The organism is Streptococcus sp. 23.2 (assembly GCF_016648665.1).
GTDB classification, from domain to species: domain Bacteria; phylum Bacillota; class Bacilli; order Lactobacillales; family Streptococcaceae; genus Streptococcus; species Streptococcus salivarius_E.
Window position 1 is genome coordinate 55,135 of the sequence record NZ_JACLQJ010000004.1, and the last position, 26,648, is coordinate 81,782.

Here is a 26,648-nt window from a genome sequence, read left to right on the forward strand (position 1 = left end):
TGTTCCTTCTGGAACACGATTTTTTTTTGCATTGAAAAGACTTATTTACTTTGTTCTTTACGATAAGTCTCGATTTCGGCCTTGTTACCCCAAACGAAGTGTCCTGGACGTACTTCAACCATTTCTGGTTTATCGACAGAATAGTCGTGTTGGTTTGGATCATAAACCTTCAAGACTTTCTTACGTTCCAAGATTGGGTCTGGAATAGGAACAGCAGACAAGAGTGACTTGGTGTAAGGGTGGATAGGATTGTTGTAGAGTTCTTCTGTCTCAGCAACTTCCACGATTGTCCCCTTGTAAATAACAGCAATACGGTCAGAAATGAAACGGACCACTGACAAGTCGTGAGCGATAAAGAGGTAGGTCAATCCCAACTCTTTTTGGAATTTCTTAAGCAAGTTCAAAACTTGGGCACGAACTGACACGTCAAGGGCTGAGATGGGTTCGTCAGCGATAACCAAGTCCGGTTGCATGACCAAGGAACGTGCAATCCCAATACGTTGACGTTGTCCCCCAGAAAATTCGTGAGGATAACGTGTCAAGTGCTCCTCAAGAAGTCCCACTTCTTTGATGATTTTCTTGATTTTTGCTTTACGATCTTCCTCATCCTTATAGAGATGGAAGTTATGCAAGCCCTCAGACAAGATATAATCGACTGTTGCACGTTCATTCAAACTAGCCGCAGGGTCTTGGAAAATCATCTGGATACGACGTATAAGGTCGTTTTTCTCATAGTGAGATAAGTGTCCATTGATTTTCTTACCGTCAAAAATAATCTCACCATTACTTGTATCATTTAGACCAATAATGGCACGCCCGATAGTGGTTTTACCACTACCAGACTCACCAACGAGGGAAAAGGTTTCACCCTTGTTGATGAAAAAATTAGCATTGTGGACAGCAACGAATTTCTTGCTTCCTTCACCGAAGGAAATCTCCACATCTTTTACTTCAACTAACTTCTCAGGCATTGCCTTCCTCCTCATCTCCTAAATGTGCAAATCCCATATTAGTACGGATTTTTTCATGTAGATTTTGGATAACCTCAGGTTTTTCAACTTTTGGTGCATCCTCATGTAAGAGCCAGGTCTTAGCCCAGTGAGTATCTGAAACTTGGAATTGTGGTGCTTTTTCCTCGAAGTCAATTTGCATGGCATAGTCTGAACGCAAGGCAAAGGCATCTCCAACAACTGGTGTATAAAGTGATGGTGGTGTCCCTGGAATAGAGAAAAGCTCACCCTTATCGTCAGCCAACTGTGGCAAGCTTGAAAGCAAGCTCCAAGTGTATGGGTGACAAGGCTCATAGAAAATTTCCTCAACAGTTGCGTACTCGATGATTTCACCAGCATACATAACAGCAACCTTGTCAGCGATACTTGCTACCACACCAAGGTCATGGGTAATGAAAATCACTGAGAAACCGTACTCTTCTTTAAGTGATTTCAAGAGGTCAATGATTTGAGCTTGAATGGTTACGTCAAGGGCAGTTGTTGGCTCGTCACAGATAAGGACATCAGGACGACAAGCCAAGGCAATGGCAATGACGATACGTTGACGCATCCCACCAGAGTATTGGAAAGGATATTCGTTGAAACGTTTTTCAGCATCAGGAATACCAACCTTGTCCATGTAATCAATGGCCATTTTTTTAGCTTCTTTAGCTGATTTTCCTTGGTGTTTGACAATGACTTCAACAATTTGGCTACCGATAGTCTTAATTGGGTCAAGACTGGTCATAGGATCTTGGAAGATAGTCGCGATCTTAGCTCCACGAATAGGTGCCCAATCTTGGTGACTCTTAAGTTTGGTCAAATCTTGGCCACGATAATCAATAGAACCGCTAGCTACACGACCATTTTCTTCAAGCATCCCTGTGAAAGTCTTAGTCAAAACTGATTTACCTGAACCAGACTCACCAACCAAGGCTAAAACTTCACCTTCAACCAGATCAAGGGAAACTCCTCGAATGGCTGTCAAAACACGGTCACGAACGTCAAATTCCACGACGATATCGCGAGCCGATAATATTACATTTTTATTTTCTGTCATATTGGACTCCTATCTATGCGTACGTGGGTCACTGGCATCCGCCAAGTTTTGACCGACAATAAAGAGAGAGAGGGAAACGAGGATCAAGGTAGTCAATGGAATCCAGAAGAGATAAGCATTGACTGTAACGTTCTGTGCATAGTCTGAAATCAAACGACCAAGACTAGGCGTTGTAACAGGAAGCCCCAAACCAAAGTAAGAAAGGAAGGCTTCGTAAGAGATAAATCCTGGCAAGAGCTGACTAGCCATAGTCACGATAACTGATACAAGTTGTGGCATGATATTTTTAACCACAATCTTAGGAGTTGGTGTTCCCAAAGTACGAGAAGCCAAGTTGTACTCCAAATCACGGTAACGCATGATTTGAATACGGATAGTATAAGCAATACCAATCCAACCTGTGACAGTCATGGCAAAAATCATGTTCCAGAAACCAGCACCCAATGAGTAAGTCAAGACGATAACGACAAGGAGGGCAGGAATGTTTGAGATGATGTTGTAGATTTCCATCATAATCATATCGAAGGTCTTAGAAATCCCCCAAACAGCACCAACGACTAAACCAATAGCAACGTTAAGGAAGGTAGCGATAACAGCAATAAGGATAGAATTACGAGCTCCAAACCAAACACTGTCAAAGAGAGACTTACCATTACTGTCTGTACCGAACCAGTATTGAGCATTTGGATGCACATAACGCACACTAAAGTCATTAACCTTAGACACGTCATTGAAGTCAAATTTTGAAAACATTGGGTAGATAAAGCTCATCAAAATGATAGCAATCAAGATACCCAACATAACAGTTGTTGACTTTTTCTTGAAGAACTGACGCATCACCGATTTCCAGTATGAATAGGCCGGCGCATCAATTGTTTCAGAGGCAAAATCATCGCGCTTTACAAATTGGAACTTACTTTTATCAATTGAAGCCATTATTTACCTCCTTTAGATGTCAATTTGATACGTGGGTCAATCATAGTCATAAGGATATCACCCACAAGCAATGAGAAGATGGTGAGGGCTGTGAAAATAAATACAAGACCCACAACCATAGCGTTATTTGAAGCACGGACAGAGTCAATCAACATTTTACCCATACCAGGGTAGGCAAAGATTGTTTCTGTCAAGGTTGCCCCTGTGATAACACTAACGATAGATGCTGGGATCCCTGAAACCAAGGAAACCATAGCATTTTTGAAAATGTGTTTATTCGAAATTTCTTGTTCTGACAACCCTTTGGCACGTGCAAAACGAACGAAGTCTTGTGACTGCAAGTCAATCATGTAACGACGAATCCAAATGGCAAGACCTGGTGTAGACAAAAGACCGAGAATAACAGATGGCAAGACGTATGAACGCCAGTCACCCGCACCCAAGATAGGGAAGGAATCTGGAAGACCAATCTCAGAACCAATCAAACGAATGATATAAACCAAGGCGATGGTTGGTAGTGAGAGCAAGAAAGTCAAGACACCAGTTGAAATACTATCAAAGAGTGTATTTTTAAAGCGTGCCATGTATGATCCCAATGGAATTGCCAAAGCATAAGACAAGACCAAACCAATCAAACCAGCAATGGCAGAACTTGTCACCATTGATGGGTATTGGTAGCGACTCTTAGTAGATGTGTATGGGTCATCACCATAGTAAGAACGATCCCTAGCATCAGCCTGACTTGGTGATTTATAAGTACGAGAGTAGATATCTACTGAAGATACTTTCTTACCAGTAGGGAAGTTGACCTCAGAGCTTTGTGTTTGCCCTTGACCTTGTGTAATAACATCAAGAACACCTTGCTCAGCATAAGTTGGGTAAGATGTACCAAGGTTCATCTTAACAAAGTTTTGGTGAACAAATGGGAACTGACTGTTAAAGTAAAGCAAATATTTATGCTTAGTCCCTGAACCGACAACTGACCAACCGATAGCTGGGTCATTTTCAATACGGATGTAACGCTTCAAGTTTGGATTTGTTTTATCTTTAACCCATCCGGTATTGTCAAATTCAAAGAGGTGTGCATAGAAGCCAAACACACGTTCAAGCACCGGCACATCACGTGTCGCATAGAATTGTTTACTTTGCTTGAATTGATGCAAACGCCAGCCACGTCCTAAACTATCCACATATTTTTGGTAAATAGCCTTATTTTCTTTTGTTGGCTTAGTGGTTACTGACTTATCGAGGGAGCTAGCTTTCTCCTGCAACTCCTTGGTGTCATAGTAATCAATATAACCCATACGTTCATAGATTGTATTTTCATAGTTAGTCTTAGAATCAGCTGTCTTAGCAATCTTATTGTAGTTAGGGTCCTGTCTGAAAATCAGACGCCTCGGCACCATGGTATAGATAATCGTGTAGGTCAAGGCCGTCACGACAAATATTGACAATAGAGAACGGAGGGTTCTCAATAAAATATATTTTTTCATGTCTCTTCCTTTAATTCCAAAAGAACTTTCCCAATCTAATGAGAAAGTTCCATCGTCCTTTTATTTAACGTGTTTCTCAAGGTCTTTTTGAGCTTTTTCGTTGGACTTAGACTTTTCTTTAAGCCAGCTTTCACGGGCTTTATCATAGTTTTTCTTAGTGACAACATCTTTTTGAGGCTCAAGGTACTTGAAGTATCTGTCAGAACCCTTAGGTCCTACTTGAGAGTAAGCACCTGAGAATGGTGTCAAACGAGCTACCATTGGAGCAGCACCCTTGTTAACCATAAGTGGCATGAAGAGTGAGCTATCTTCCAACCAAGCTTGTGCCTCTGCATAACGTTCATAACGTACGTTGAGGTCGCTTGTTTCTTTAGCTGCATTATCAACCAAAGCATCAAAGTCTTTAAGACCTACTTGAGCTGCTGCTGCATTGTTAGGATCGTCAAATCCCATGTAAGTTTTTGTGTTCTCACTAGCTGTTGTCTTGAAGATATCAAGGAATGTTGATGGGTCTTCATAGTCAGGCGCCCAAGCAACTGAAATATTGATATCCCAGTCTTCTGCTGCTGCGTTAGCTGCATACAAAGTACTGTTAAGAAGATCATCTTGAGACATTTGATGAACGTCTACAACCACATTTTCTTTACCGAGTGTCTTTTCAACAGATTGTTTCAAAGATTGTGCACGTGCTACAGTTGGTTTTGCAGCTTGGTCAACTGGAAGGTCCAAGTGAATTGGGAATTGAACACCTTGTGCTTGGAGAGCTTCCTTAGCCTTATTAAATTCAGTCTTAGCCTTATCAGCGTTGAAGAGACCATCTTGACTGTCTTTAAGGTTAACACCTGACCACTCGTCACCATATGAAGGCATCTTTTCAGTTACCAAATCACCGAATGACTTGTCACCAGCATAAACAAAATCAGGTTTCACAAGAAGGTTACGAACAGCAAGTGCTGCACCCTTTTCACCATTAAGTTGTGCTGAATAAGCAGTACGGTCAATAGCGAAGTTAACTGATTGACGGAAGTCCTTGTTAAGAAGAGCTTTCTTAGTTGAATCTTTCTCAGCATCAGTCTTCTTAGATGTATGGTTGTAAGACTGACGGTCAATATTAACACCAACCCCACCAATATCTGCAGATGGTTGTGTATAGAAGATATTATCTTTATATTGTTTTTCTACTGAATCAAAGTTTGAGCTTGTTGGATATAAACGTGCTTGACTATAAGCGCCATCAGTGAAATTACGGACAAGTGATTCTTGGTCAGATGCATCGTAGAAAGAAAGTTTGATGCCATCAAAGTGAACATTCTTCTTATCCCAATAGTTTTCATTTTTAGTCAACTCAATAGATGATTTAGCTGTCAATGACTTAAGGATGTATGGACCATTATAAAGGATAGATGATGGATCTGTTGATTTACCAAAGCTATCCCCTTTTGACTTAAGGAACTCTTCGTTAACAGGCCAGAAGAGAGAATAAGTCATCTTAGAATTCCAGTATGGTTCTGGTTGTTTAAGAGTGTACTGAAGAGTGTAGTCATCAAGTGCTTTAACACCAACTTTAGAGAAGTCTTTATCAGTACCGTTGAAATAATCAGCAAGACCTACTACAGAATCTTTTGCCAAATAAATTGACTCTGTCTTCTTATCAGCAGCATGCTTAAGACCTGTTACGAAGTCTTTAGCTGTTACTTCCGCATACTCTTCACCGTCTGAAGTATACCATTTAACTCCCTTACGAAGTTTGTAAGTATAAGTCAAACCATCAGCTGAAACAGTCCAATCCTTGGCAATAGCAGGTACCAAGTTACCATATTTATCATTTTCCAAAAGGCCATCGACACCATTTGTCACAGCATCAGTCGTTGAACCTTTATTGGAAATAAGGTAATCCAATGTCTCAGGATCAGCAGTATAAACATAGTTATAAGTATTGCTTGAAGTGTTTGATTTTGATGAACAAGCCACTAAAACCCCAACACTTAGGAGGGAAACACCCGCAAGGGCCAACCATTTACTTTTTTTCATAAGCATTCTCCAAAAAATCTTTTTTTATATGCCTACATTATACCATAAAAAATAAGATGAGTACAATTTTCAGAATATTTTGTCTTATACTGACTTTCTCACAATTATACCCCTTATGAACACTAGGAATTAGCCCTTTTTGGACAAAAGAAAAAGGCTAACTGCCTTCTCCTCAAGAATATTATTTAACGTGTTTCTCAAGATCTTTTTGAGCTTTTTCGTTAGATGCTTTCTTTTCTTTAAGCCATTTTTCACGACTTTGTTCATATTCTTTCTTAGTAACTACTTTTTCCTGTGGTTTCACATATTTGAAGTAGTCTGATGAGTTCTTATCACCCACCTGCATGCTAGCACCCGTAAATGGTGTCAAACGTGAGATAACTGGTGCTGCACCGTTACCAACAGTCAATGGAATGACAAGAGAGCTATCTTCCAACCAAGCTTGGGCTTGAGCATAACGGTCGTAACGAGCGTTGAGGTCTGTTGTTTCTGAAGCTGCTGAATCAAGCAAGGCGTCATAATCTTTAAGACCTACTTGAGCTGCGGCCGCATTGTTTGGATCATCATAACCCATGAAAGTCTTGGTATTTTCACTTGAAGTTGTCTTAAAGATATCAAGGTAAGTTGATGGATCTTGATAGTCTGGACCCCAAACCACACCGTTTGAAATATCCCAGTCTTCTGCTGCCGCATTAGCCGCATTAAGAGTAGCATTTTGCATATCATCAGATGACAACTGGTTGATATCGATAACGACATTTTCACTGCCCAATGATTTTTCAATCGTTTGTTTCAATGATTGAGCTTGAGCAACATTAAGTTTAGAACTTTGATCAACTGGAAGGTCCAAGTGAATTGGGAATTGAACACCTTCACCTTGAAGAGCTTCTTTGGCTTTGGCAAACTCAGTCTTAGCTTTTTCTGCATTGTAGAGACCATCTTGACCATCCGCAAAATTGACACCAGACCATTCATCACCGTAAGTGCTCATTTTCTCTGTCACAAGGTCACCGAAGGTCTTATCACCTGCACTGACAAAATCAGAAGGAACAAAGAGGTTACGTAGAGCAAGAGCTGCCCCATCTTTACCATTAACTTGAGATTGATAAGCTGTACGATCAATAGCGAAGTTGATTGATTGACGGAAGTCTTTGTTTAGAAGAGCCTTCTTAGTTGATGTCTTTTCAGCATCTGACTTCTTAGCTGAGAATTTATAGCTTTGACGATCAATATTCACACCAATAGCTGCTGTAGACGCACCTGGTGCTGTGTAATAAATATTATCTTTATATTTCTTTTCTACTGACGCATAGTTAGAGCTCATAGGGAATACACGTGCAATGCTGAGAGCACCATCTGAGAAGCTACGCTCTTGAGCCTCCTGGTCAGAACCATCATAATATGACAATTTGATAGCGTCGAAATGCACGTTCTTCTTATCCCAATAATTCTCATTCTTAGTCAACTCGATAGATGATTTAGCTGTCAAAGATTTAAGAAGGAAAGGACCGTTATAAAGGATAGAGGTTGGGTCTGTTGACTTACCAAAATCTTTTCCTTTATTCTTAAGAAAGTCTTCGTTAACCGGGAAGAGCAAACCATAGGTTGTCTTAGAATTCCAGTATGGTTCTGGTTTTTTAAGGGTATATTGCAATGTGTGATCGTCGATTGCTTTGACACCTACATTTGAGAAATCTTTATTGGCACCAGAGAGGTAGTCAGACAAGCCTGCAATAGAATCTTGTACCAAATAGAGGGCTCCAGCTTTGGAATCAGCCGCATGCTTAAGACCAGTCACAAAGTCCTTAGCAGTCACATCAGCATACTCTTCACCATCTGAAGTGTACCATTTAACACCCTTACGGATTTTATAAGTATAAGTCAGACCATCTTGAGAGACAGACCAATCTTCAGCTACTGAAGGGACAAGATTTCCATATTTATCTGCTTCCATAAGACCATCTACACCGTTTGTCACAGCTGTCTTAGTAGGTCCTGTATTTGAAGTGATGTAATCCAATGATTCTGGATCTGAATTATAAACATAACCATAAGTCGTTCCACTAGTACTTGACTTAGAAGAACAAGCCGCTAAGGCACCTACACTGAGGAGTGCCACACCCGCAAGGGCTAACCATTTGCTTTTTTTCATAAGATTTCTCCAAAAAATAAAATTTTACTCTTTCATTATAGCATAAATAATCAAGAAAAGGAGTCATTATCAGACTATTTTGCACAATTATTGCACCTGATGAAATACGAAAAATTCAGCAGTCCCTTGTGTTTTCTGGATTTCTAGCTACTTTAATCGATTTATTTTTAATCACCAGTCATGCATAAAACAAAAAGGCCTAACACCTTGGTTAAACCTCTGTTTCTAAGTTAAAATTAGCTATTAAGAGCTTGAGCAGCTGTAATAATCGCCAAATTGTAAATATCTTCAGCACTAGCCCCACGAGAAAGGTCGTTAACAGGTTTATTAAGACCTTGTAAGATTGGTCCGATAGCTTCGAACATTCCCAAACGTTGGGCAATCTTATATCCAATGTTACCTGCTTGCAAGCCAGGGAAGACAAAGACATTAGCATGTCCTGCTACGTCACTATCTGGAGCCTTAATAGCTGCTGTTGCTGGAACAAATGCTGCATCGAACTGCAACTCCCCATCAATAGCCAAGTCAGGACGCATTTCTTTAGCAATATTTGTTGCTTGAACAACCCTGTCAACTTTTGGCGATTTAGCAGAACCTTTTGTTGAGAAGCTAAGCATGGCCACTTTAGGATCAATACCAAAAACTTTAGCTGTTTCAGCAGTATTAATTGCAATTTCTGCCAACTCTTGAGCATTTGGTTCAATATTGATAGCACAGTCAGCAAACATCAAGCGATGATCGGTATTTTCACGGTTCATAAGGAAGACACCTGATGTACGAGAAATACCAGGTTTTGTTTTGATAATTTGAAGGGCCGGACGTACCGTATCCGCTGTTGAGTGAATAGCACCTGAAACCATCCCATCAGCAAGACCAAGTTTAACTAGCATAACACCGAAATAGTTGACATCATGAAGCAACTTTTCCGCATCTTCCATTGTCGCTTTCCCTTTACGGATTTCAACAAATTTTTCCTTCATTTCCTCGAAATCTTCATAGGTTTCAGGATTAACAATTGTATAGTTAAAGTCTGCAAAACCAAGATCGTTCAAGATTTTGTGAACCTCTGCTGGGTCTCCCAAAATAATAGGATCAACCAATCCTTCAAATTTCAAACGGGCTGCTGCACGAACCACACGGTCGTCGTTACCCTCAGGGAAAACAATCTTAACACCTTTCCCTAAAATATGTTCACGAAGTTCACCAAATAGACTACGCATAAAAAAATTCCTCAATCAATCTTTTTTAGTTTGTAAATTCATGATAACGATTTCAAAATCATCTGTCAAGGAAGATGCATGGACCATCTCTTTTTTGGTGAAAGGATCAACAAATGCAAGACGGTGACAATGCAAGGCTTGACGCTTAATACCATAGTCTAGGGACCCGCCATAAAGGTCGTCTCCCAAAAGAGGCAAACCTAGGTGGGCAAAGTGCACACGAATCTGGTGCGTACGTCCGGTATGAAGATTGATATCAACCAGTTTAACCCTACCATAATCAGCTACCAAGCGATAGCTAGTGTGGGCATATTTCCCCGATTTATGAACCCGACGTGTAATAATAGAATCTACATCACGCGCAATCGGTGCAATGATTTCACCCTGCTCCTCAAGTTTTGTATCACCTTCAACCAAGGCATAGTAATGCTTCTTAATAGACTTCTGCTGCAACTGTTTATCCATACGCGCGTGGGCATAACCATGCTTAGCAAACAGCATGAGACCAGACGTGTCCTTATCCAGACGTGTCACAATATGCACACGCTGGTTAGGATAATTGTTGCTAACGAAGTGATGTTTAACGAAATTAGCCATGGTATTATCATGGTTAACACTTGGAATACTGGCATAGCCATAAGGTTTATTGATCACCAAGAAGTTATCATCCTCATAGACAATATCCAAGTCAAAAGGGATAGGTTTCAAGGTCTCGTGCGGTGCCTCGTCAGGGATTTCAATGGCAACCACATCTCCTTCATGGACAGGATAAGTCGCAAACTGCTCCTCGCCATTGACCCAAATATGACCACCTTCAAACTTAATCTTGGCCAGAAGTCCTTTTGAAATATCATGCTCCTTCAAAAAAGTCTTAACTCGACAGGAACGCCCTACTGTAAACTCATATCTCATTCTTCCATGTCTCCAATAAAGGATTCACGGACCCGTTCCCAGAAACTTGTGTGGCTAGCACTAGCAACAAAAGAAATCTTTCGTTGGTCAATCGAAAATTCTACCTTTTTTACATTACGGTTGGTATAGGTTTTATTATCAACGGATAGAGTGTAGCTTCCCATTCGGGTAGGATAAACGGTAATCTTCTCATGCTTGGGCACAATAAGGGGACTTCCTAAGGTCCGGTACACACGATTATTAAGACTGGCAATCTCTGTCAGTTGCAAGGCTTCAATAGTAGGATGAAGGACCGCACCACCCAGTGATTTATTGTAGGCCGTTGATCCTGTAGGCGTTGACACCGACAACCCATCTCCACGGAAGCTCTCAAACAAGACATCATTAAGGCAAACATCTGCTGCCATGGTTTTCTCATTACGCTTGATGGCTGCTTCATTGAGGGCAATCGACGTAAAAGAACGACCATCAGCCAGGGTCAATTTGACATTCAAAAGAGGGTAAGAAATCTTTGCACCACTATCCTTTCGAAGCGTCTCGATTAATTGATCCACTTCACTGTCCAAATAATCCGTATAAAAGCCTAAATGACCCGTGTGAATCCCTACAAAACGCACACGCGCAAGATCTTTTTCATACATATGAAAGGCCGATAGCAACATGCCATCACCACCAATTGAGATGACCACATCTGGATTTTTCTTGGTCAAATAAAAATCAGGATCATCTCGAAAGGCATTAAAAAGTTTCGAGGCAACACGCCTACTTTGGGGTTTGCCATTGGCAATAATAGCTACCTTCATCTCATCCGAAGAGGTCTTCATCTGTGTCATCACTATTTCCTACACTATCCTTCAAAGTTCTATTAATTGGATCAAAGAGCAACTGGGCTTCTCTAATATCATCACGTATCTTGCGCATTTCTTCATCAAGCTCATAAGCCATACGGGCCGTAGTTTCCAAGCGAAGTTTAATCTCCTCAGGAAAATTCCCCTGATACTTGTAATTAAGGGAATGTTCAATGGTGGCCCAAAAGTTCATGGCCAAAGTCCTAATCTGAATCTCTGCAAGAATTTCCTTACGACCATCTATGGTATCAACGGGATAAGAGATGATAACATGATAAGAGCGATAACCCGAATTTTTACGGTTTCTGATATAGTCTCGCTCTGAAACAATAGTCATATCACTACGATGACGAAGCAAAGCCAAAACCTCATCCACATCATCGACAAATTGGACCATGACTCGGAGACCAGCGATATCCTGCATATCTTGAGCCAAATTTTCAATCGAAAGGCCACGAAGTGCGATTTTCTCCTCAATGGAAGCTACTGACTTCACACGTCCCGTCACAAACTCAATGGGCGAGTGACGATTTTGCTTACGAAATTGTTTACGAATGCCTCGGAGCTTGATTTTGAGCTCACCTACGGCCTGAATATAGGGGTCTAGAAATTCTTCCCAATCCATGGTCAAGATAGGACTCCTCCTTGTCAAAAGCTTTAGTTTTTTATAAAATAAATACAATCTGTTATATTATACCACATTTGAAAGCACAAGGGAGGACACACATGAACCATTTAGAGATAGAGTACAAGACTCTACTCACCAAAGACGAGTACAATCGTTTAGCGATGCTTTTCTCCCATGTGACACCTGTTACGCAAACAAACTACTACATCGACACTCCTCAGAGTGACATGAGAAATAAAAAGTTGTCTTTGCGTATTAGGACACTTCCCACTCATGGTGAGCTGACCTTGAAAATCCCTGAAAAAGTCGGGAACATGGAGTACAACGTTACCATGGATTGTGCGGATGCTAAGGCTTTGACTAAGTCGCTGGACTTTCCTGATTGTCAAATCAAATCCATTCTTTTAGAACGTGGGGTTAAACTAGAGGACCTAACCATCCTCGGACATTTGACCACAACTCGTCGCGAGTACCAGACCAACATCGGCCTCATGGCTCTTGATGTCAATGTCTATGCTGATAAGAAAGATTACGAGCTTGAACTAGAAGTTTCGGATGCTGAGAAAGGTAAAGACGACTTTGATGCCTTTCTTAAAGAAAATAACATTGACTTTAAGTACGCCAAGAGTAAGGTTGCACGCTTTGTAGCTACCCTCAAACGAGACAAAGACTAAAATTTAGACAAGGAGTTGGCTCCTTGTTTTTTTATTTTAAACACATGCAGCTTCAAATACCACAAGTATTTAGAACTTCAGAGGATAATAGATTTCTCTAAAAACGCATACAAAGGAATTTTATCTAACAAAGGTTCGGTATTTTTCACTAATATCACACTTTGAAGGCTGAAATTTCTGCTTCTTTTTGCTAAAATAGAACTATCTGTAGTTTTATTACAATAGCCCTAACTGGGCTTAGCATCTTATTTTTTTAAAGGAGTCACCATCGTCATGGTACATCAAAAAGCAAACCCACAATTGAAATTGTTCTCGCTCAGCTCAAACCCAGAAATTGCTGAAAAAATTGCTGAGGCTACTGGATTGCCACTTGGTAAAGTATCTTCACGTCAATTTTCTGACGGTGAAATCATGATCAACATTGAAGAGTCTGTTCGTGGGGACGATATCTATATCATCCAATCTACTAGCAACCCTGTTAACGACCACCTTTGGGAATTGCTCATCATGATTGATGCCTGCAAACGTGCCAGTGCTAACTCTGTCAACGTTGTTATGCCTTACTTTGGTTATGCACGTCAAGACCGTATCGCTGCGTCACGTGAACCAATCACTGCTAAATTGATTGCCAATATGCTAGTTAAAGCTGGTGTCAATCGTCTCTTGACGCTTGACCTTCACGCTGTCCAAGTTCAAGGATTCTTCGATATCCCAGTAGATAACCTCTTCACAATGCCTTTGTTTGCTGAATACTACAACAAAAAAGGATTCACAGGAAGTGATGTTGTCGTTGTTAGCCCTAAAAACTCGGGTGTTAAACGTGCTCGTAGCTTGGCGGACTACCTTGATGCACCAATCGCTATCATTGACTACGCCCAAGATGATTCAGAACGTGAAGAAGGCTACATCATCGGTGAGGTTGAAGGAAAAACAGCAATCTTGGTTGATGATATCCTTAATACTGGTAAAACGTTTGCTGAAGCTGCTAAAATCCTTGAACGTGGTGGCGTTAAAGACATCTATGCAGTAGCTAGTCACGGTCTCTTTGCAGGAGGTGCTGCAGAAGTCCTCAACGCTGCCCCAATTAAAGAAATCTTGGTGACAGATTCAGTTGCAACTAAAGAAAAAGTTCCTACAAACGTTAAATACATTTCAGCAAGTAAGCTAATCGCTAACGCTACTACTCGTATTTTCGAACGTCAACCACTTAGCCCACTCTTTGCTTACACTGCAAACGAGGACTAAGCTATGGTTTATTTGGACAATGCAGCAACAACTCCTTTAAATACTGCTGCTATTTCAGCTATGACACATGTCATGACTGAAACCTTTGGAAATCCATCCAGCCTCCATGCTTACGGTCGACAGGCTTCTAAGGAACTTCGTGAAGCCCGTGAAGAAATGGCCAAATACTTTGAAGTCCCTGCTCGTAAGCTTATTTTCACTTCTGGTGGGACTGAAGGAAACAATACAGCTATCAAAGGTTACGCCCTAGCCAATCAATCTAAAGGTAAGCACCTGATTACAACTGCTATTGAACACCACTCTGTCCTTCACACCATGGCCTACTTGGAAGAGCGTTTTGGTTTTGAAGTAACCTATATTCAACCAAAAAATCAAGTCATTACTGCCCAACAAATCGCTGATGCCTTACGTGACGATACCATTCTAGTTTCTGTTATGTATGCCAATAATGAGACTGGCCAATTACTTCCTATTAAGGAAATTGGTGACTTGCTTGCCAATCACCAAGCTGCCTTTCACGTCGATGCCGTTCAGGTAGCAGGAAAGCTTCCTATTCACCCAGAGGAACTTGGAGCCGATTTTCTCTCTATTAGTGCCCATAAATTCCACGGACCTAAAGGTGTCGGCTTGCTCTACCATAACGATTTGCATTTTGACAACCTACTTCACGGTGGTGAGCAAGAAGAAAAACGCCGTGCCAGTACTGAAAACCTGGTCGGGATTGCAGGTATGACCGCAGCTTACAAACAAGCTAGCGACCACTACCAAGACAATTACCAGCATGTTGAAAAGATTCGTCAGGCCTTTCTAGATTCCCTTACCATTCCTTATGAAATCAATGGTGGAGGACCTAGCCTACCTCACGTCATCAACATCAGTTTTCCTGATAAGGAAAACGGCCCTCTCTTAACCTTGTTAGACCTAGCAGGCTTTGCTGTCTCAACGGGTTCTGCTTGTACTGCTGGAACTGTTGATCCAAGTCATGTCATCCAGGCCCTCTATGGCAAGGATTCTGACAAGCTAAAAACAGCCATTCGCATTAGTTTATCAGAGGAAAATACCGCTGAAGAACTCCAGGCCCTAGCAGAAAAACTTAATCAAATCATAGGAGACTAACATGGCATTTGAAAAAAGCATTCATTTGACTGACTGTAAGTACCGTTACACCATCAGTCCTAATGTCAAAAAATTCACTCTACGTGATACGACTTTTGTGCAAAATAAAATCGGAAACTACGAGTTGCACCGCCTTCTCGAAAAAGTGCCTAACTCAGGCGAAGGTTTCCCACTCAAAATCACTATTAACAAAGACTTGACAGGCTTCAAATTGTCTATCACAGACAAATCTGGCCTTCGTAACGTTAATATCTTTAAAAATGAAGATCACCACATCTTGCAAGAAAAATTCTACTTCTTGATGCAGAGTTTGGTTGATCGTAACGTTTTCGAGCAAGAAGAAGTCTAAATTTTTTCTTACTACATAGAAATAGCCTATCCATGTGATAGGTTTTTTATATCGCCTCATCTACACTATTTTGTTGCAATCTTCACAAACTTTTCTTAAAATATAAGAGAATCATACTAATTAAAGAAAGGAAAGCGATCAATGACATTTGAGAAAAACATCCCAAACGCCACTGCCAAACGTCTCTCTCTCTACTATCGTATTTTCAAACGATTCCATCGTGAAAATATCGACAAAGCAAGCTCTAAACAAATTGCTGAAGCGATTGGGATTGACCCTGCTACTGTTCGTCGTGACTTCTCCTATTTTGGTGAACTAGGTCGCCGTGGTTTTGGTTATGACGTAAACAAGCTGATGACATTTTTCGCTGAACTCCTAAATGACAATGCGACTACCAAGGTACTCCTCGTAGGTGTTGGTAATGTCGGGCGTGCCCTCCTCCACTACCGTTTTCAAGAGCGTAACCGCATGCAGCTGGTCATGGCTTTTGATACAGACGATAATGAATTGGTTGGAACTCAAACTGAGGACAAGATTCCTATCTATGGGATTTCCCAGATTAAGGACAAGATTGCCCAAGAAGATATCAAAACAGCCATCCTGACAGTGCCATCAGTTAAGGCTCAGGAGGTGGCTGATCTTTTGGTTGATGCTGGAATTGAAGGCATTCTCTGCTTCTCTCCGGTCAACCTCAATCTTCCACGCCATGTGGTGGTCCAATATGTAGACTTGACTAGCGAACTACAAACCCTACTCTATTTCATGAAAGAAGAAGAAAAATCAAGGAGTAACAATGACTAAACCAATTATCGGAATCACTGCCAATGTAAGGCCTAATCCAGCCCATGAAGACATCAACTGGTCCTATGCCCCATCTGGCTTTGTAGAAGGAGTTCAAAGAGCCGGTGGCCTAGCAATCCTACTACCAGTATCCGATCCTTCGGAAGCCAAGACCTACATCTCCATGATTGATAAGCTTATCCTGATCGGTGGGCAAAACGTTGACCCTAAATTCTACAACGAAGAGAACCATGCCAGTGAAGATGACTTCTTCCTCGAACGGGATTTCTTTGAAATGGCACTCATCGAGGAAGCCACTAAGCAGAAGAAACCCATCTTTTCAATCTGTCGTGGAACCCAACTAATGAACGTCGCACTAGGTGGTAGCCTCCATCAAGATATTGAGCATCACTGGCAGGACAAGCCGTCTGATTACCTCTACCATGAGATGATTGTTGATGAGAACAGTAAGTTGGCAGAAATCTACGGAAGTGAAACCTCTATCAACTCCTTCCACCATCAAAGTATCAAACACTTGGCCTCTGACCTTCGTGTCATTGCGCGTGATCCTGAGGACAACACAGTCGAAGCTGTTGAGTCAAATAGTCCAGACCTTCGCTTTCTTGGTGTACAGTGGCACCCAGAGCTTCTCCTAGACAAACGTGAAGAAGACCTCAAACTCTTTGAATACGTCGTTAACGAACTTTAAAAGCAACTGAGACTGCACTCAGTTGCTTTTTCTTGTCTTTATTCCATCGGCTCAATCTAAAGCTCAAAATCCTCCCTCTCCTCACGAAAAGAATAATAGGTCGATTTGCCAACAATCAGATGATCAAGCAGACAAATCCCTAAGTCGTCACAGGACCGCTTAATCTTTTGAGTAAAATCAATATCATTACGACTAGGATAGGCTTCCCCCGAAGGATGATTGTGAACCACAATCAAGGACGTTGCCATCAGATGACAGGCATAATGTAAAATCTCACGTGGCTCAGCAATCGAACGACGGACCCCACCAATAAAAACCGTCTTTTGCTGAATAATACGGTTCTGCGTATCCAAATAGATAGCCACCAGATGCTCCTGAGGCTTGTCCCCAATATCCAACATCATACGACGAGCCACCTGCTGACTGGACATAATCTGCTCAGAACGAGACAACTCAGCCTTCTCAATCCGCTTAGCCAACTCCACCATAGCCTTGAGTTCAATAGACTTCACACGCCCAATACCAGGAATCTCCTGAAGCTCATTCAAGGACAAACGAGACAAATCCGCCAAACTCGTCATCCCTTTCAAAATACGATTAGCCATAGATAAGACCGACTCAGACTTGGTCCCTGTCCGCAGCACTATCGCCAACAGCTCTTGGTCAGACAACACTTCTGCTCCCTTCTGCAAGAGACGCTCACGAGGCAAAAGCCCCGACTCCTCAGCTACAATACTATACATAAGAAAAAAACCTCCTACTTACCTATTCGTAAGTGGGAGGGGAAGTTAAGTAGCTGAAGATTTTTTTAAACCTAATTTCTTTAACAAGGCTTTTCGATATGCTGAAAATTTTTTCTTTAACGTCAGTGGTTCTGCTACCTGCGACATTTCAATAAGATGGAGCTTATAACGTTCTGCAAAAGATATTTTTTCAGAAGAAATAATGCGATAATCAATTCCTACATCCCAAGCTTTTCGATAGAAAAGATAAGAAAGGGTATCCTCATCAAAGTCATAGAAAGCTTGCTTATCCTTAAGAATAATTTTTTCTAGAAAATCTTTTGATAACCACATAGAACCTTGAAAAATATGAAGCAAATGATTGATCACTTTTTGACCTTCGTCAGTTAGTTTAACAGTCTGTTCTTGATTTAAGGCACCAATTGCATCTGTCCAATAGAGTTCTTTTGATAAATCAGCAAAAACCAGACCAACCTCTGGAAAATGGTCAAAGATTGATGCCACTCTCTCTTCATCTAATAACATATCCACTAAAGCAAGTCTTGTAGCTTCATCAACAAGTTTGCCTTCATTTCCAAAGTCTTCTGTGTGAAAATGCCCAACAAAGTCATACTCGCTAAGTTGAGATGCCAAGGATACTAAGGCATGGTAATGATTATCAAATCTTTGAGAGACTAGCTGAAATCTATCTTTATCAAAGCTATTTAATAAGGTGTTCTCAACGATATTTTTATCCAAATGGCTTGATAAAGTGAAATAATAAAAGGCAGATAACTTTTTATCAGAGAAAACTTTTAGTCTCTCAAGGTCACTAATATGTACATGGATAGCCGAATGATAGGCTTTCCCACTTACCGAATGAAATGAGGGTTCGATGATTTTTTCATCTAAAATGACTAAGCTATCTGGCGAATGGTAGCTGTTAAGATGGGACTTAATTAGTGCTACTGGATATGCCGATAGCTTAGTAATATAGTCTAAAAGTAGTCTTCCCTTTTTTTCATTGTCAGTAAATGCTTTTAGTTTAATGAACGGTACCTTATGTTCAAGTGTACTTATCGGTCTATAGTAAGAAAAATCAGGGTGAATTAAGTCGCCAGTTTCTTCAGAAACGGTATTAAAGACAGCATCATAACGGTAACCAGCTTCAAGAAGAACACTAGTAACCCTAGTTTCATAATTATCAATAACATCTTGAACATCGGTAAAAGTCTTTATAGAAGTCCAAAATTGTTGAAAGGTTTCTGAATCGACAACATGTTTTTTGAAAGATATAAAATAACTTTGCAGATGCTCATCGAAATATTTGGTCTTTCTAAAATTCGTCATCCCCCAAAAATCAACATTCTGGCGTTGTTCAAAACTTTCAACTAGGTCAGATATATCCCATATAGGGCCAAAGCAAGTATCATTCATGAGTGTAACCGAATCGAAGTCTATTAAATGTTCGAATCCAATATGAGCCATACCATCTCTCCAAGCTGCAAAATCAAAGCCCAGATTCTCTCTCTGGATAACTTCATCTATGCCAAGCTCTTTGAGAGTTAATGTTGCCGATTCCGTTAGTTGACTATTTGAAATCACAATAAGTTTAGAAAAAAGTGGTCGAAGTTGCTCCAATTGGTAGAGCACATGACCACTTAATTCGTCGTACTTATTATAATGAACATACAATAAGAGACGTTTCATTTATTCTTGAATCTCCCATTTTCCATTTCTCTGAACCATTCCGGTTGCAGAATCTTTAGCAGACTTATCATCATCTTCAATATCAGTTCGATTCAAGAGAATAACTGGTGAGTTATCTGAATCAGCAAAAGCAATCATCTGATCCTCTTTATCTCGAACAGAAACCTGAAGCTTAAGCTTAATGTTATTAAGATGGGCAAGACTACATTTATATGTGAGTGTTTTTCTTCCAGAACCACTCGTTTTATTGTCCATGGAATTATCATTATAAATCCAGATACCACGGTCAATATCTGTCAATGAAAAGGCAATATAGGTCTCAATATCCTCATTGACATCATATGAAATCTCAAATGAAATATCTTGGTCAGGACTGATAATATTGTCATTCAAGAGTTTTACTTGTAAATCAGTGATTTTAGGATTTTCAACAACAACGTCGTCGTTTGAAACCTTTTGACCAGCAGCATTATCAAAGCTATATTGGTTAGCAACTTCATCTGGGTCACCTACAACTTTGACTAAACCATGTTCAATTAAAACTGCTTTATTACAATATTTTTTAACTGCTGACATGTCATGGGTAACTAAGATGGTTGTTTTTCCAGATTGCTTACGTTCCATGAAATAATCATTACACTTACGTTGGAAGGCCTCGTCACCTACGGCTAAAACTTCATCCAAAATAAGGATATCCCCCTGAGCCTTGATAGCAACTGAGAAAGCCAGACGAACCTGCATACCACTTGAGTAATTCTTCAACTTTTGATTCATAAAATCATGAAGTTCAGCAAAGTCTACAATGTCATCATACATGGCATCTACTTCTTCTGTTGAAAAACCAAGCATGGCACCATTCATATAGACATTCTCACGACCAGTTAATTCCGGATTAAACCCAACCCCAAGCTCAATGAAAGATACCAACTTACCATCAATGGTAACCTTACCTTTTTCTGGAACATAAATCTCAGAAATAATTTTTAGAAGTGTTGATTTACCAGAACCATTACGTCCAACAATTCCATAGAAATCACCCTTTTCAACTTCAAATGAAATATCTTTTAAGACATGTTGTTCAGTATACCCTTTAATTCCTTTAAAGCGATTGACTAGAGTCGTTCTCAAACTCTGACTCGCCTCAGTTGGTAATTTAAAATACTTACTTACATGATCTACTTTTACAGCAATATTATTTGACATTATAGAATCTCCGCAAATCGTTTCGCATTTCGATTAAAGACAAGGAAACCAATGATAAAAATCACTACAGGAATCGCATAAGGAACAAAAGCAATCAATTTATTATTAATAATATCCCATCCTCTTGGATTAACTGGATCAATGATAAAATGACGCATATCCTGTAAAATCTGAGCGATTGGATTCAACATCATAACCTTTGCAACAAACGTCTGGTTTCTTTGAAGAAGGTAAGTGATGGAATAGATAATTGGACTTGCATACATACCTGCTTGAAGTACTACTTCCCAAACTGGACCAATATCACGGTATTTAACAAAGAGTGCTGATAGAATAAAAGCAACTCCCATTGCCATCAATAGCACCTCAATGAAGAGAGGAATGATAACCAAAGTATTGAAACCAATTGGAACATGATTAATTAAAGCAAAAACGAAGACAACCACAAGGTTAATCAAAAAGTTAATCGCAGCTCCTAGTACAGATGAGATAACAATTGTTTGTTTTGGAAAGTTTAGTTTACGTAAGAGATCCCCTCGTGAAACAATGGAAAGCATCCCCATATTGGTAGCCTCTGTAAAGAAGCCCCAAAAAATCATAGCCAAAAGCAAGCCTACTGCATAGTGTGGTGTCCCATCATCAAATCTCAAGAAACGAACAAAGACAAGGTACATAATTGTAAACATCATCAAAGGTTTCAAAATAGACCAAAGATAACCAATGAAAGAACCTTGATAACGCAATTTAAAATCCGTTTTAATCAGTTCCTTAAGTAAAATCCTATTTTTCTGACTAAAGAAATTCATTTAGTCCTCCTTATACATGAATTTTGTCAAAATCAAACTCGTAAATACAATGGTATGAAAAGCCCTGTTTTTACGATAACCATATGTTTTCAAACGACGATAACGCTCTCTGAATCCTTGGTCCATAATGGTCACAAAGTTTTCAACCAACTCTCTATTTTCAGTATTCAATGGCAAAGAAAGAAGATTTTCCGCCTGATTCTGACTAGCCTTAATCAACTTCCAATATTTGTTGAACAAGGTCTGAGGGCGAATCCAATTCTGCATACGTTTCCGAAGCGTTCTAGCTCCCAAGACATTATCCGCATGCTGACGGTAAAGCTCTGTTGGCTGGTCAATATAAACGAGATTACCAAATGCTGACGCAAGCAAACCTAAATACCAGTCATGCATCAAAAGCTCGTTCGTTTCTTCACCAGTCCATAATTCAGCCAGAGCATGATTGATTAAAGACACACCACCTGTGACAGTGTTTTCTGTCATTTCTTGAACCAATTCCGTATTAGCATGGTCAGACTGAGTACGAATCATACTCTCATGAAGTACCTCTAAATCTTGGTTCACAACCTTTAAATCCGTGTATACTAAAAGGGGTTTGTTAGATGGATAGTGACTTGCTTTCTCAAGTTGAAGAGATAGCTTCTCAGGTAACCAAGTATCATCCTGGTCTGAGAAAAGATAGTAGTCAGATTCTTGATACTTCAGAAGCGTAAAGAAACTCTTTATTACACCTAAATTTTCAGTTTGATCAGGATTGATGAAAGTAATGCGATCATCTTCTAAAGCGAAACGTTTGATAATCTCTCTCGTTTTATCTTTAGAACCATCATCTCGAATTAACAAGGTCCAATCAGTATAAGTCTGTTGCTGAATACTCTCTATTTGCTCTGCTAAAAAATTCTCGCCATTATAAGTAGACATGAGAATAGTTACTTTCATGATAAAAATAGCTCCTCGTATTCACCCACGATTTTTTCCCAGGTGTAATTTTCTTTCATATTTGCTTTAGCAGCATTTCCCAAGTCCTCAAATGACACTTGACCATCTACAGAATCGATAAGCTGAGACAAATTCCCATCCTCTTTATTCCAATACAAGGCAGTCTCTTGAGCAACCTGATGGTTAAAGTCTACATTATAAATAAGGTTGAGGTCCGTTTGAGCCAAGGCCTCTAATAAGCCCGGATTCGTTCCACCTACTTCGTGTCCATGAATATAAGCAAAGGCTTGGTTGCGAATATACTTAAGCAAATCCTGATCATAGACAGTACCCACAAACTTCACACGTTTATCTTTATCAAATCCTGTAATCTGTCGTAGTTCATCAAAGTAAGCATTTCCTTCATGATTACAGATGATAACAAGATCACGCTCTGTAGAGGACTTCATAAATTCACGAATCGCAGTTTCGTAATTGTTTTCAGGAACAAATCGACCCAATATCAAATAGTAATCTTTTTCTTGAGTCTGCCATTTCTGATACCAATCTCGAACAGGGTCATCCTCAGCAGTCAAAGTCGTCTTAGATAAATCAGTTCCATAAGCAATGAAAGTCGTTCTAGCCCACGGATAGGTATTTTGAATATAGGTCTCAATACCTCGGTTATCAGAAATAATCAAGTTCGCATACTTTGTCATCTCTTTTTCAGAGTATTTGAGATAGCTTTGAACAGGCTTAGACCACTTAGCACGTTTCCATTCCAAACCGTCAGGATTGACTAACAAAATCCCACCAATAGACTGAATTTTCTTGGCAAAATGAACAATGAAGGCACCAATGGTATTTCCTAAAATATAGAAAATTGGGGCTTGAATTCCCTCTTTTTTAATAAGTTTCAAGCTATAATTGATAGCCATCATATCGTAAGCTATGACACGCGCAGGACCTAGCTTTGGAGGATTAACCGTAAAACAATCCGCACCCTTATAGTCAAAATGCCTGCCAGTGCTTTCGTCAGATAAGCAAGCCACGTGATAACGTATTGCAGGCGATACCTTATGAGAAATCAATTTTTCAACAAATGTCTCGAAACCACCATATTGAGCAGGCAAACCTCTACTACCTATGATAAAAATATCCTTCAAAGTTTACCTCCATTCGTCACATCTCTCAAATACACAGAATTATACATAGTAGCTTTTATTATACCATTTTGAAAGGTATTTTGCATGATTGGACAGAAATAGAAAAACAAAAAAGACAGCCAAAACTGTCTTTATACGGCTATCTTCCAAAATCAAATTTTGATAAAAATAGTTTGTTTTAAAATCAGAAAAAGTCTTTATAAGTTAGGAGTAACTTTAACAATAATCATATTATCTATAACCTCTATACCAAAATCAGTATTTTTTTGCTCCAAAGTTGTCCTATTTTTCCAATAATTCATATACTCTTCATATGTTGGTGATTGGTATGACATCCCCATGTTTTCCATTATTGAAACAATGTTAGTAGAAATTGCATACGTTCCTCCAAATTCAAACATAGAAACTCCTACCAAATCTCCAAAATTACCAAATCTTTGTTTATTCTTAGCTGGTGAGGAACCAATAATCATTAACTTATAGTCACTTTTATTTTCAAGTTGTAAATTTTCAACTGCTTGATAAATTAGTTGAATTTTTTGTTGATCTTCTCTGAAAATTGCATCTTCAGCAACCACTAAATTACTCGACATTTTTACCTGAGTAAACGTTAATAAGAGCACTATACCAAGAATAACATTAGTTATCAATTTATCATTATCTATAAGTATACTCAAATAAAATGCAATAAACGCGATTAAAAAAGGGTATTGGGGCACCATACTTCTCGGAGTAGGTAGAGTTCCTGAAGCTATAACAATTCCCAGACCAGCAAAGAATAACAAGAAGAGTAACAAAGAGCAAATCTTAACATCATATCTTTTATAGAAATAAATTATTAAGATAAGAAAAGCAAATAACATTACTACTATAAAACTAAAGCCATAAATATTCGGTGTATCACCTAAAGTGGGGAACATAGAAGTAAATGCCACTCTCAAACTTGATAAACCATCTACAAATGACTTATCAAACCATGTTATCATTCCTAAGGAGTGATTAGCATGTGTTGTTTTCAGAGCAAAGACAATAAGTTTATCTAGTAACCAATAACAAGCTATGCCTAATAGTAAAACTAGTACACTAGGAAAAGCTTTTACTATTAATTCAGAAAAAGAGAATTTTGATTTCTTATATTCCAACAAAAGCATCGCAACAATTATCTGTATGAAGAATAAAATAAATGTTTGATAGACACCTATAACTAAGGTCATTAGGCTAATTAGGATAATATAAATGATTATTTTTTTTAATCCAGAAAAAGTTCTCACTTTTAAGCAATAACTAGCCACTATAACAGTTAGTAACATTGCCAGCGAAAACTCAAAATTCTGAAGAACAAAATAATATTGAAAAACAAATAACTGGCTTGTAGTAAATAGACTAGGAACTATAAAAAGTTTCTTATTTTCTCTAATTTCTATATAATCACTAAAAAGGTAAGTTAAATATAATGAAGTTATTCCTAAAAGTATACAAGTTAAGGTGTTTATCATATATATATTGGTGAACTCTTTCAAAAATATTTTTTTTAGAATCACCTCGCCAAAACGTCCAATACTTATCCAATAATTCATATAGCCTGATGGATTTTGAATAAACCAATTGGTATCCATTCCATAAGATGTATTTGCAATTTTTAATCCATAGATCAATACTATTAAAAACATAGTATAAATGACTAAAGATTTTTTCTTAGACATAAATTCAATCATTGAAACATGCGAACCTCTAATTCATTTTTTTAAGCTGAAATAATTTTCTTACAGCAGATTTCACACTCTTCGTTAGTGCTTTTCGGTTGTTTAAAAAATCGATATCTTTCTGATTTACTTTTTTATGACGCAATTCATCGTCCTCAATCTTCTCAGTAATATTAGCATAGACACTCTCAAGAGAATATCTCTCTTTTAAACTTGGAACAGCTTTTACTGCTTCAAGTTTCTCTTGGTCAAATCCACCAAGGACCTCTGAAATCATGCTAGTTAAGGTATCCAAGTCATCCAAAGGGTAGATATGACCTTGCTCATTCATATACTCGAAGGCTGATTTATGTCCCGCATTATCTGATAAAATCGTTGGAATACCATTTAAAACAGACTCTACATAAACCAGACCAAACGTCTCCATACTCGACGGGAAAACAGCTAAATCCTTATCAGTAATCTCTGACCAAGGATCATCTAAATATCCTATAAATGAAACATTTTTCAAATTATGCTCTACAATATAATCATCACAGAGTTGTTTATAATCCTCATCCCATGCACCTAAAAATACAAGTTCGGTTCCTGCTAGATTAAGCATTTGAAAAGCTTTAATCAACTCAAGTTGATTCTTTCTCTGAGTCAAGCGACCAACTGAAACGATACGATGGTGAATGTTGGATTCAGTTGCCAACCCTTCTTTAGGTTCAATTTTAGTATAAGGTGCAAAGGAATAAATCTTCCTATTTGGGAAACACCTTTCTAAATCCTCGGTCAAAGCTCCTGTGACAGCAAAAATCTCATCAGAAAACTTGTCTATAAAGTCAAGTTTTTCTTTATAGTAACCAAATTCTCCCTCAGGAAATTCATGAATCAACCAAAAATGTTTGACATTCTCAAAAGTTGCAGCAAGTGCACCTTGAAAAACATTGACTGTATTACTAATAACAAGGTCTACCTTGTTATCTACAATAATGTTTCGAATATCTTTGACATTCTTATTATAAGATTTCACTCGCAAAAAATGATTGCCCGGTGAACCACCTGGTGCTTCTTCCCACCACCATTTGATAGCCGAAAGACCATAGGTCTCAATTCCTGATTTCTGAAGTTCTGCTTGATACTCCTCTTGAGATGGCACCTTGTAATCAGGGAAAACGTTTAATACACGATAACCTTTTTCCACAAGAAATTTCATAAGATTGACTATCGAAATTTCGGCACCATTATCCAGGGTCCCTGTCGGAGAAATAAATAAAATTGTTTTAGTCATAA

Annotated in this window: 24 protein-coding genes; 6 read left to right on the top strand and 18 right to left on the bottom strand. The window is 39.1% G+C overall.

Annotated features, from left to right (window positions below; genetic code table 11):
• Positions 1–41: 41 nt before the first annotated feature.
• The 10 genes from H7T98_RS03470 to H7T98_RS03515 form a co-directional block, all read right to left on the bottom strand.
• A complete protein-coding gene (locus H7T98_RS03470; RefSeq protein WP_201061270.1) occupies positions 42–971 on the bottom strand; it encodes an ATP-binding cassette domain-containing protein in 930 nt (309 codons plus the stop codon).
• Positions 964–2,049 (bottom strand): ABC transporter ATP-binding protein, encoded by a 1,086-nt coding sequence (locus H7T98_RS03475; RefSeq protein WP_013990226.1) that lies wholly within the window; start codon positions 2,047–2,049, stop codon positions 964–966. The genes H7T98_RS03470 and H7T98_RS03475 overlap by 8 nt, the downstream gene beginning before the upstream one ends.
• Positions 2,050–2,058: 9 nt before the next feature.
• Positions 2,059–2,985 carry an oligopeptide ABC transporter permease OppC gene (gene oppC, locus H7T98_RS03480; RefSeq protein ID WP_002884564.1) on the bottom strand — a complete coding sequence of 309 codons (927 nt, stop codon included), beginning with the start codon at positions 2,983–2,985 and terminating at the stop codon, positions 2,059–2,061.
• Positions 2,985–4,478 carry an ABC transporter permease gene (locus H7T98_RS03485; RefSeq protein ID WP_048673698.1) on the bottom strand — a complete coding sequence of 498 codons (1,494 nt, stop codon included), beginning with the start codon at positions 4,476–4,478 and terminating at the stop codon, positions 2,985–2,987. Before H7T98_RS03485 ends, oppC begins: the two co-directional genes overlap by 1 nt.
• A 60-nt stretch (positions 4,479–4,538) precedes the next feature.
• Positions 4,539–6,509, bottom strand: coding sequence for a peptide ABC transporter substrate-binding protein (locus H7T98_RS03490; protein WP_148512819.1), 1,971 nt, complete (start codon positions 6,507–6,509; stop codon positions 4,539–4,541).
• Positions 6,510–6,690: 181 nt separating this feature from the next.
• Entirely contained in the window at positions 6,691–8,661 is a 1,971-nt protein-coding gene (locus H7T98_RS03495) for a peptide ABC transporter substrate-binding protein (RefSeq protein ID WP_201061271.1), read from the bottom strand.
• Positions 8,662–8,897: 236 nt separating this feature from the next.
• Positions 8,898–9,881 carry a phosphate acetyltransferase gene (pta, locus tag H7T98_RS03500; RefSeq protein WP_084915446.1) on the bottom strand — a complete coding sequence of 328 codons (984 nt, stop codon included), beginning with the start codon at positions 9,879–9,881 and terminating at the stop codon, positions 8,898–8,900.
• A gap of 15 nt (positions 9,882–9,896) precedes the next feature.
• Positions 9,897–10,793, bottom strand: a complete 897-nt coding sequence (locus tag H7T98_RS03505; protein WP_060971830.1) for an RluA family pseudouridine synthase — start codon at positions 10,791–10,793, stop codon at positions 9,897–9,899.
• On the bottom strand, positions 10,790–11,626 hold the full coding sequence (locus H7T98_RS03510) for an NAD kinase (protein WP_060972658.1): 837 nt from the start codon (positions 11,624–11,626) through the stop codon (positions 10,790–10,792). The genes H7T98_RS03505 and H7T98_RS03510 overlap by 4 nt, the downstream gene beginning before the upstream one ends.
• Positions 11,598–12,272: a GTP pyrophosphokinase family protein gene (locus H7T98_RS03515; RefSeq protein WP_014634828.1), complete on the bottom strand. Its 675-nt coding sequence runs from the start codon at positions 12,270–12,272 to the stop codon at positions 11,598–11,600. The genes H7T98_RS03510 and H7T98_RS03515 overlap by 29 nt, the downstream gene beginning before the upstream one ends.
• A gap of 95 nt (positions 12,273–12,367) precedes the next feature.
• Between H7T98_RS03515 and H7T98_RS03520 the strand changes: the two genes are divergently transcribed.
• From H7T98_RS03520 to H7T98_RS03545, 6 genes are all read left to right on the top strand, one after another.
• Positions 12,368–12,943: a CYTH domain-containing protein gene (locus H7T98_RS03520; RefSeq protein WP_002886838.1), complete on the top strand. Its 576-nt coding sequence runs from the start codon at positions 12,368–12,370 to the stop codon at positions 12,941–12,943.
• A 273-nt stretch (positions 12,944–13,216) separates the two neighbouring features.
• A complete protein-coding gene (locus H7T98_RS03525) occupies positions 13,217–14,188 on the top strand; it encodes a ribose-phosphate diphosphokinase (protein ID WP_002886837.1) in 972 nt (323 codons plus the stop codon).
• Positions 14,189–14,191: 3 nt separating this feature from the next.
• Positions 14,192–15,304 (top strand): cysteine desulfurase family protein, encoded by a 1,113-nt coding sequence (locus H7T98_RS03530; protein ID WP_060971829.1) that lies wholly within the window; start codon positions 14,192–14,194, stop codon positions 15,302–15,304.
• Between the two features lies 1 nt (position 15,305).
• The gene (locus tag H7T98_RS03535) at positions 15,306–15,653 is read left to right on the top strand and encodes a DUF1831 domain-containing protein (RefSeq protein WP_002884733.1); all 348 of its coding nucleotides are present in this window, start codon (positions 15,306–15,308) and stop codon (positions 15,651–15,653) included.
• Between the two features lie 141 nt (positions 15,654–15,794).
• Positions 15,795–16,454: a redox-sensing transcriptional repressor Rex gene (locus H7T98_RS03540; RefSeq protein WP_101799705.1), complete on the top strand. Its 660-nt coding sequence runs from the start codon at positions 15,795–15,797 to the stop codon at positions 16,452–16,454.
• Positions 16,447–17,142 carry a gamma-glutamyl-gamma-aminobutyrate hydrolase family protein gene (locus H7T98_RS03545; RefSeq protein WP_002886832.1) on the top strand — a complete coding sequence of 232 codons (696 nt, stop codon included), beginning with the start codon at positions 16,447–16,449 and terminating at the stop codon, positions 17,140–17,142. Before H7T98_RS03540 ends, H7T98_RS03545 begins: the two co-directional genes overlap by 8 nt.
• A gap of 56 nt (positions 17,143–17,198) precedes the next feature.
• On the opposite strand, the gene radC is transcribed toward H7T98_RS03545, so the two are convergent.
• The 8 genes from radC to H7T98_RS03585 form a co-directional block, all read right to left on the bottom strand.
• Positions 17,199–17,885 (bottom strand): RadC family protein, encoded by a 687-nt coding sequence (radC, locus tag H7T98_RS03550; protein WP_002886831.1) that lies wholly within the window; start codon positions 17,883–17,885, stop codon positions 17,199–17,201.
• 45 nt (positions 17,886–17,930) lie between these two features.
• Positions 17,931–19,574 (bottom strand): rhamnan synthesis F family protein, encoded by a 1,644-nt coding sequence (locus H7T98_RS03555; RefSeq protein WP_201061273.1) that lies wholly within the window; start codon positions 19,572–19,574, stop codon positions 17,931–17,933.
• Complete coding sequence (locus H7T98_RS03560) at positions 19,575–20,777, bottom strand: polysaccharide ABC transporter ATP-binding protein (RefSeq protein ID WP_002886829.1); 1,203 nt, start codon at positions 20,775–20,777, stop codon at positions 19,575–19,577.
• Complete coding sequence (locus H7T98_RS03565) at positions 20,777–21,583, bottom strand: ABC transporter permease (RefSeq protein ID WP_118189161.1); 807 nt, start codon at positions 21,581–21,583, stop codon at positions 20,777–20,779. Before H7T98_RS03565 ends, H7T98_RS03560 begins: the two co-directional genes overlap by 1 nt.
• The gene (locus tag H7T98_RS03570; protein WP_148512825.1) at positions 21,584–22,522 is read right to left on the bottom strand and encodes a glycosyltransferase family 2 protein; all 939 of its coding nucleotides are present in this window, start codon (positions 22,520–22,522) and stop codon (positions 21,584–21,586) included.
• Positions 22,519–23,667 carry a beta 1-4 rhamnosyltransferase Cps2T gene (gene cps2T, locus H7T98_RS03575; protein WP_201061276.1) on the bottom strand — a complete coding sequence of 383 codons (1,149 nt, stop codon included), beginning with the start codon at positions 23,665–23,667 and terminating at the stop codon, positions 22,519–22,521. Before cps2T ends, H7T98_RS03570 begins: the two co-directional genes overlap by 4 nt.
• Before the next feature lie 197 nt (positions 23,668–23,864).
• Entirely contained in the window at positions 23,865–25,382 is a 1,518-nt protein-coding gene (locus tag H7T98_RS03580; protein ID WP_201061278.1) for a glucosyltransferase domain-containing protein, read from the bottom strand.
• A gap of 16 nt (positions 25,383–25,398) precedes the next feature.
• Positions 25,399–26,646 carry a glycosyltransferase family 4 protein gene (locus H7T98_RS03585; protein ID WP_201061280.1) on the bottom strand — a complete coding sequence of 416 codons (1,248 nt, stop codon included), beginning with the start codon at positions 26,644–26,646 and terminating at the stop codon, positions 25,399–25,401.
• Positions 26,647–26,648 lie beyond the last annotated feature (2 nt).

Excerpts from the sequence above, each read along its gene's own strand:
- H7T98_RS03565 (WP_118189161.1), bottom strand. The coding sequence starts at position 21,583 with ATGAATTTCTTTAGTCAGAAAAATAGGATTTTACTTAAGGAACTGATT.
- H7T98_RS03505 (WP_060971830.1), bottom strand. The coding sequence starts at position 10,793 with ATGAGATATGAGTTTACAGTAGGGCGTTCCTGTCGAGTTAAGACTTTT.
- H7T98_RS03555 (WP_201061273.1), bottom strand. The coding sequence starts at position 19,574 with ATGAAACGTCTCTTATTGTATGTTCATTATAATAAGTACGACGAATTA.
- H7T98_RS03585 (WP_201061280.1), bottom strand. The coding sequence starts at position 26,646 with ATGACTAAAACAATTTTATTTATTTCTCCGACAGGGACCCTGGATAAT.
- H7T98_RS03580 (WP_201061278.1), bottom strand. The coding sequence starts at position 25,382 with ATGATTGAATTTATGTCTAAGAAAAAATCTTTAGTCATTTATACTATG.
- H7T98_RS03485 (WP_048673698.1), bottom strand. The coding sequence starts at position 4,478 with ATGAAAAAATATATTTTATTGAGAACCCTCCGTTCTCTATTGTCAATA.
- H7T98_RS03490 (WP_148512819.1), bottom strand. The coding sequence starts at position 6,509 with ATGAAAAAAAGTAAATGGTTGGCCCTTGCGGGTGTTTCCCTCCTAAGT.
- H7T98_RS03540 (WP_101799705.1), top strand. The coding sequence starts at position 15,795 with ATGACATTTGAGAAAAACATCCCAAACGCCACTGCCAAACGTCTCTCT.
- H7T98_RS03470 (WP_201061270.1), bottom strand. The coding sequence starts at position 971 with ATGCCTGAGAAGTTAGTTGAAGTAAAAGATGTGGAGATTTCCTTCGGT.
- H7T98_RS03570 (WP_148512825.1), bottom strand. The coding sequence starts at position 22,522 with ATGAAAGTAACTATTCTCATGTCTACTTATAATGGCGAGAATTTTTTA.
- pta (WP_084915446.1), bottom strand. The coding sequence starts at position 9,881 with ATGCGTAGTCTATTTGGTGAACTTCGTGAACATATTTTAGGGAAAGGT.
- oppC (WP_002884564.1), bottom strand. The coding sequence starts at position 2,985 with ATGGCTTCAATTGATAAAAGTAAGTTCCAATTTGTAAAGCGCGATGAT.
- H7T98_RS03535 (WP_002884733.1), top strand. The coding sequence starts at position 15,306 with ATGGCATTTGAAAAAAGCATTCATTTGACTGACTGTAAGTACCGTTAC.
- H7T98_RS03530 (WP_060971829.1), top strand. The coding sequence starts at position 14,192 with ATGGTTTATTTGGACAATGCAGCAACAACTCCTTTAAATACTGCTGCT.
- H7T98_RS03545 (WP_002886832.1), top strand. The coding sequence starts at position 16,447 with ATGACTAAACCAATTATCGGAATCACTGCCAATGTAAGGCCTAATCCA.
- H7T98_RS03520 (WP_002886838.1), top strand. The coding sequence starts at position 12,368 with ATGAACCATTTAGAGATAGAGTACAAGACTCTACTCACCAAAGACGAG.
- H7T98_RS03525 (WP_002886837.1), top strand. The coding sequence starts at position 13,217 with ATGGTACATCAAAAAGCAAACCCACAATTGAAATTGTTCTCGCTCAGC.
- H7T98_RS03495 (WP_201061271.1), bottom strand. The coding sequence starts at position 8,661 with ATGAAAAAAAGCAAATGGTTAGCCCTTGCGGGTGTGGCACTCCTCAGT.
- H7T98_RS03560 (WP_002886829.1), bottom strand. The coding sequence starts at position 20,777 with ATGTCAAATAATATTGCTGTAAAAGTAGATCATGTAAGTAAGTATTTT.
- radC (WP_002886831.1), bottom strand. The coding sequence starts at position 17,885 with ATGTATAGTATTGTAGCTGAGGAGTCGGGGCTTTTGCCTCGTGAGCGT.
- H7T98_RS03510 (WP_060972658.1), bottom strand. The coding sequence starts at position 11,626 with ATGACACAGATGAAGACCTCTTCGGATGAGATGAAGGTAGCTATTATT.
- H7T98_RS03475 (WP_013990226.1), bottom strand. The coding sequence starts at position 2,049 with ATGACAGAAAATAAAAATGTAATATTATCGGCTCGCGATATCGTCGTG.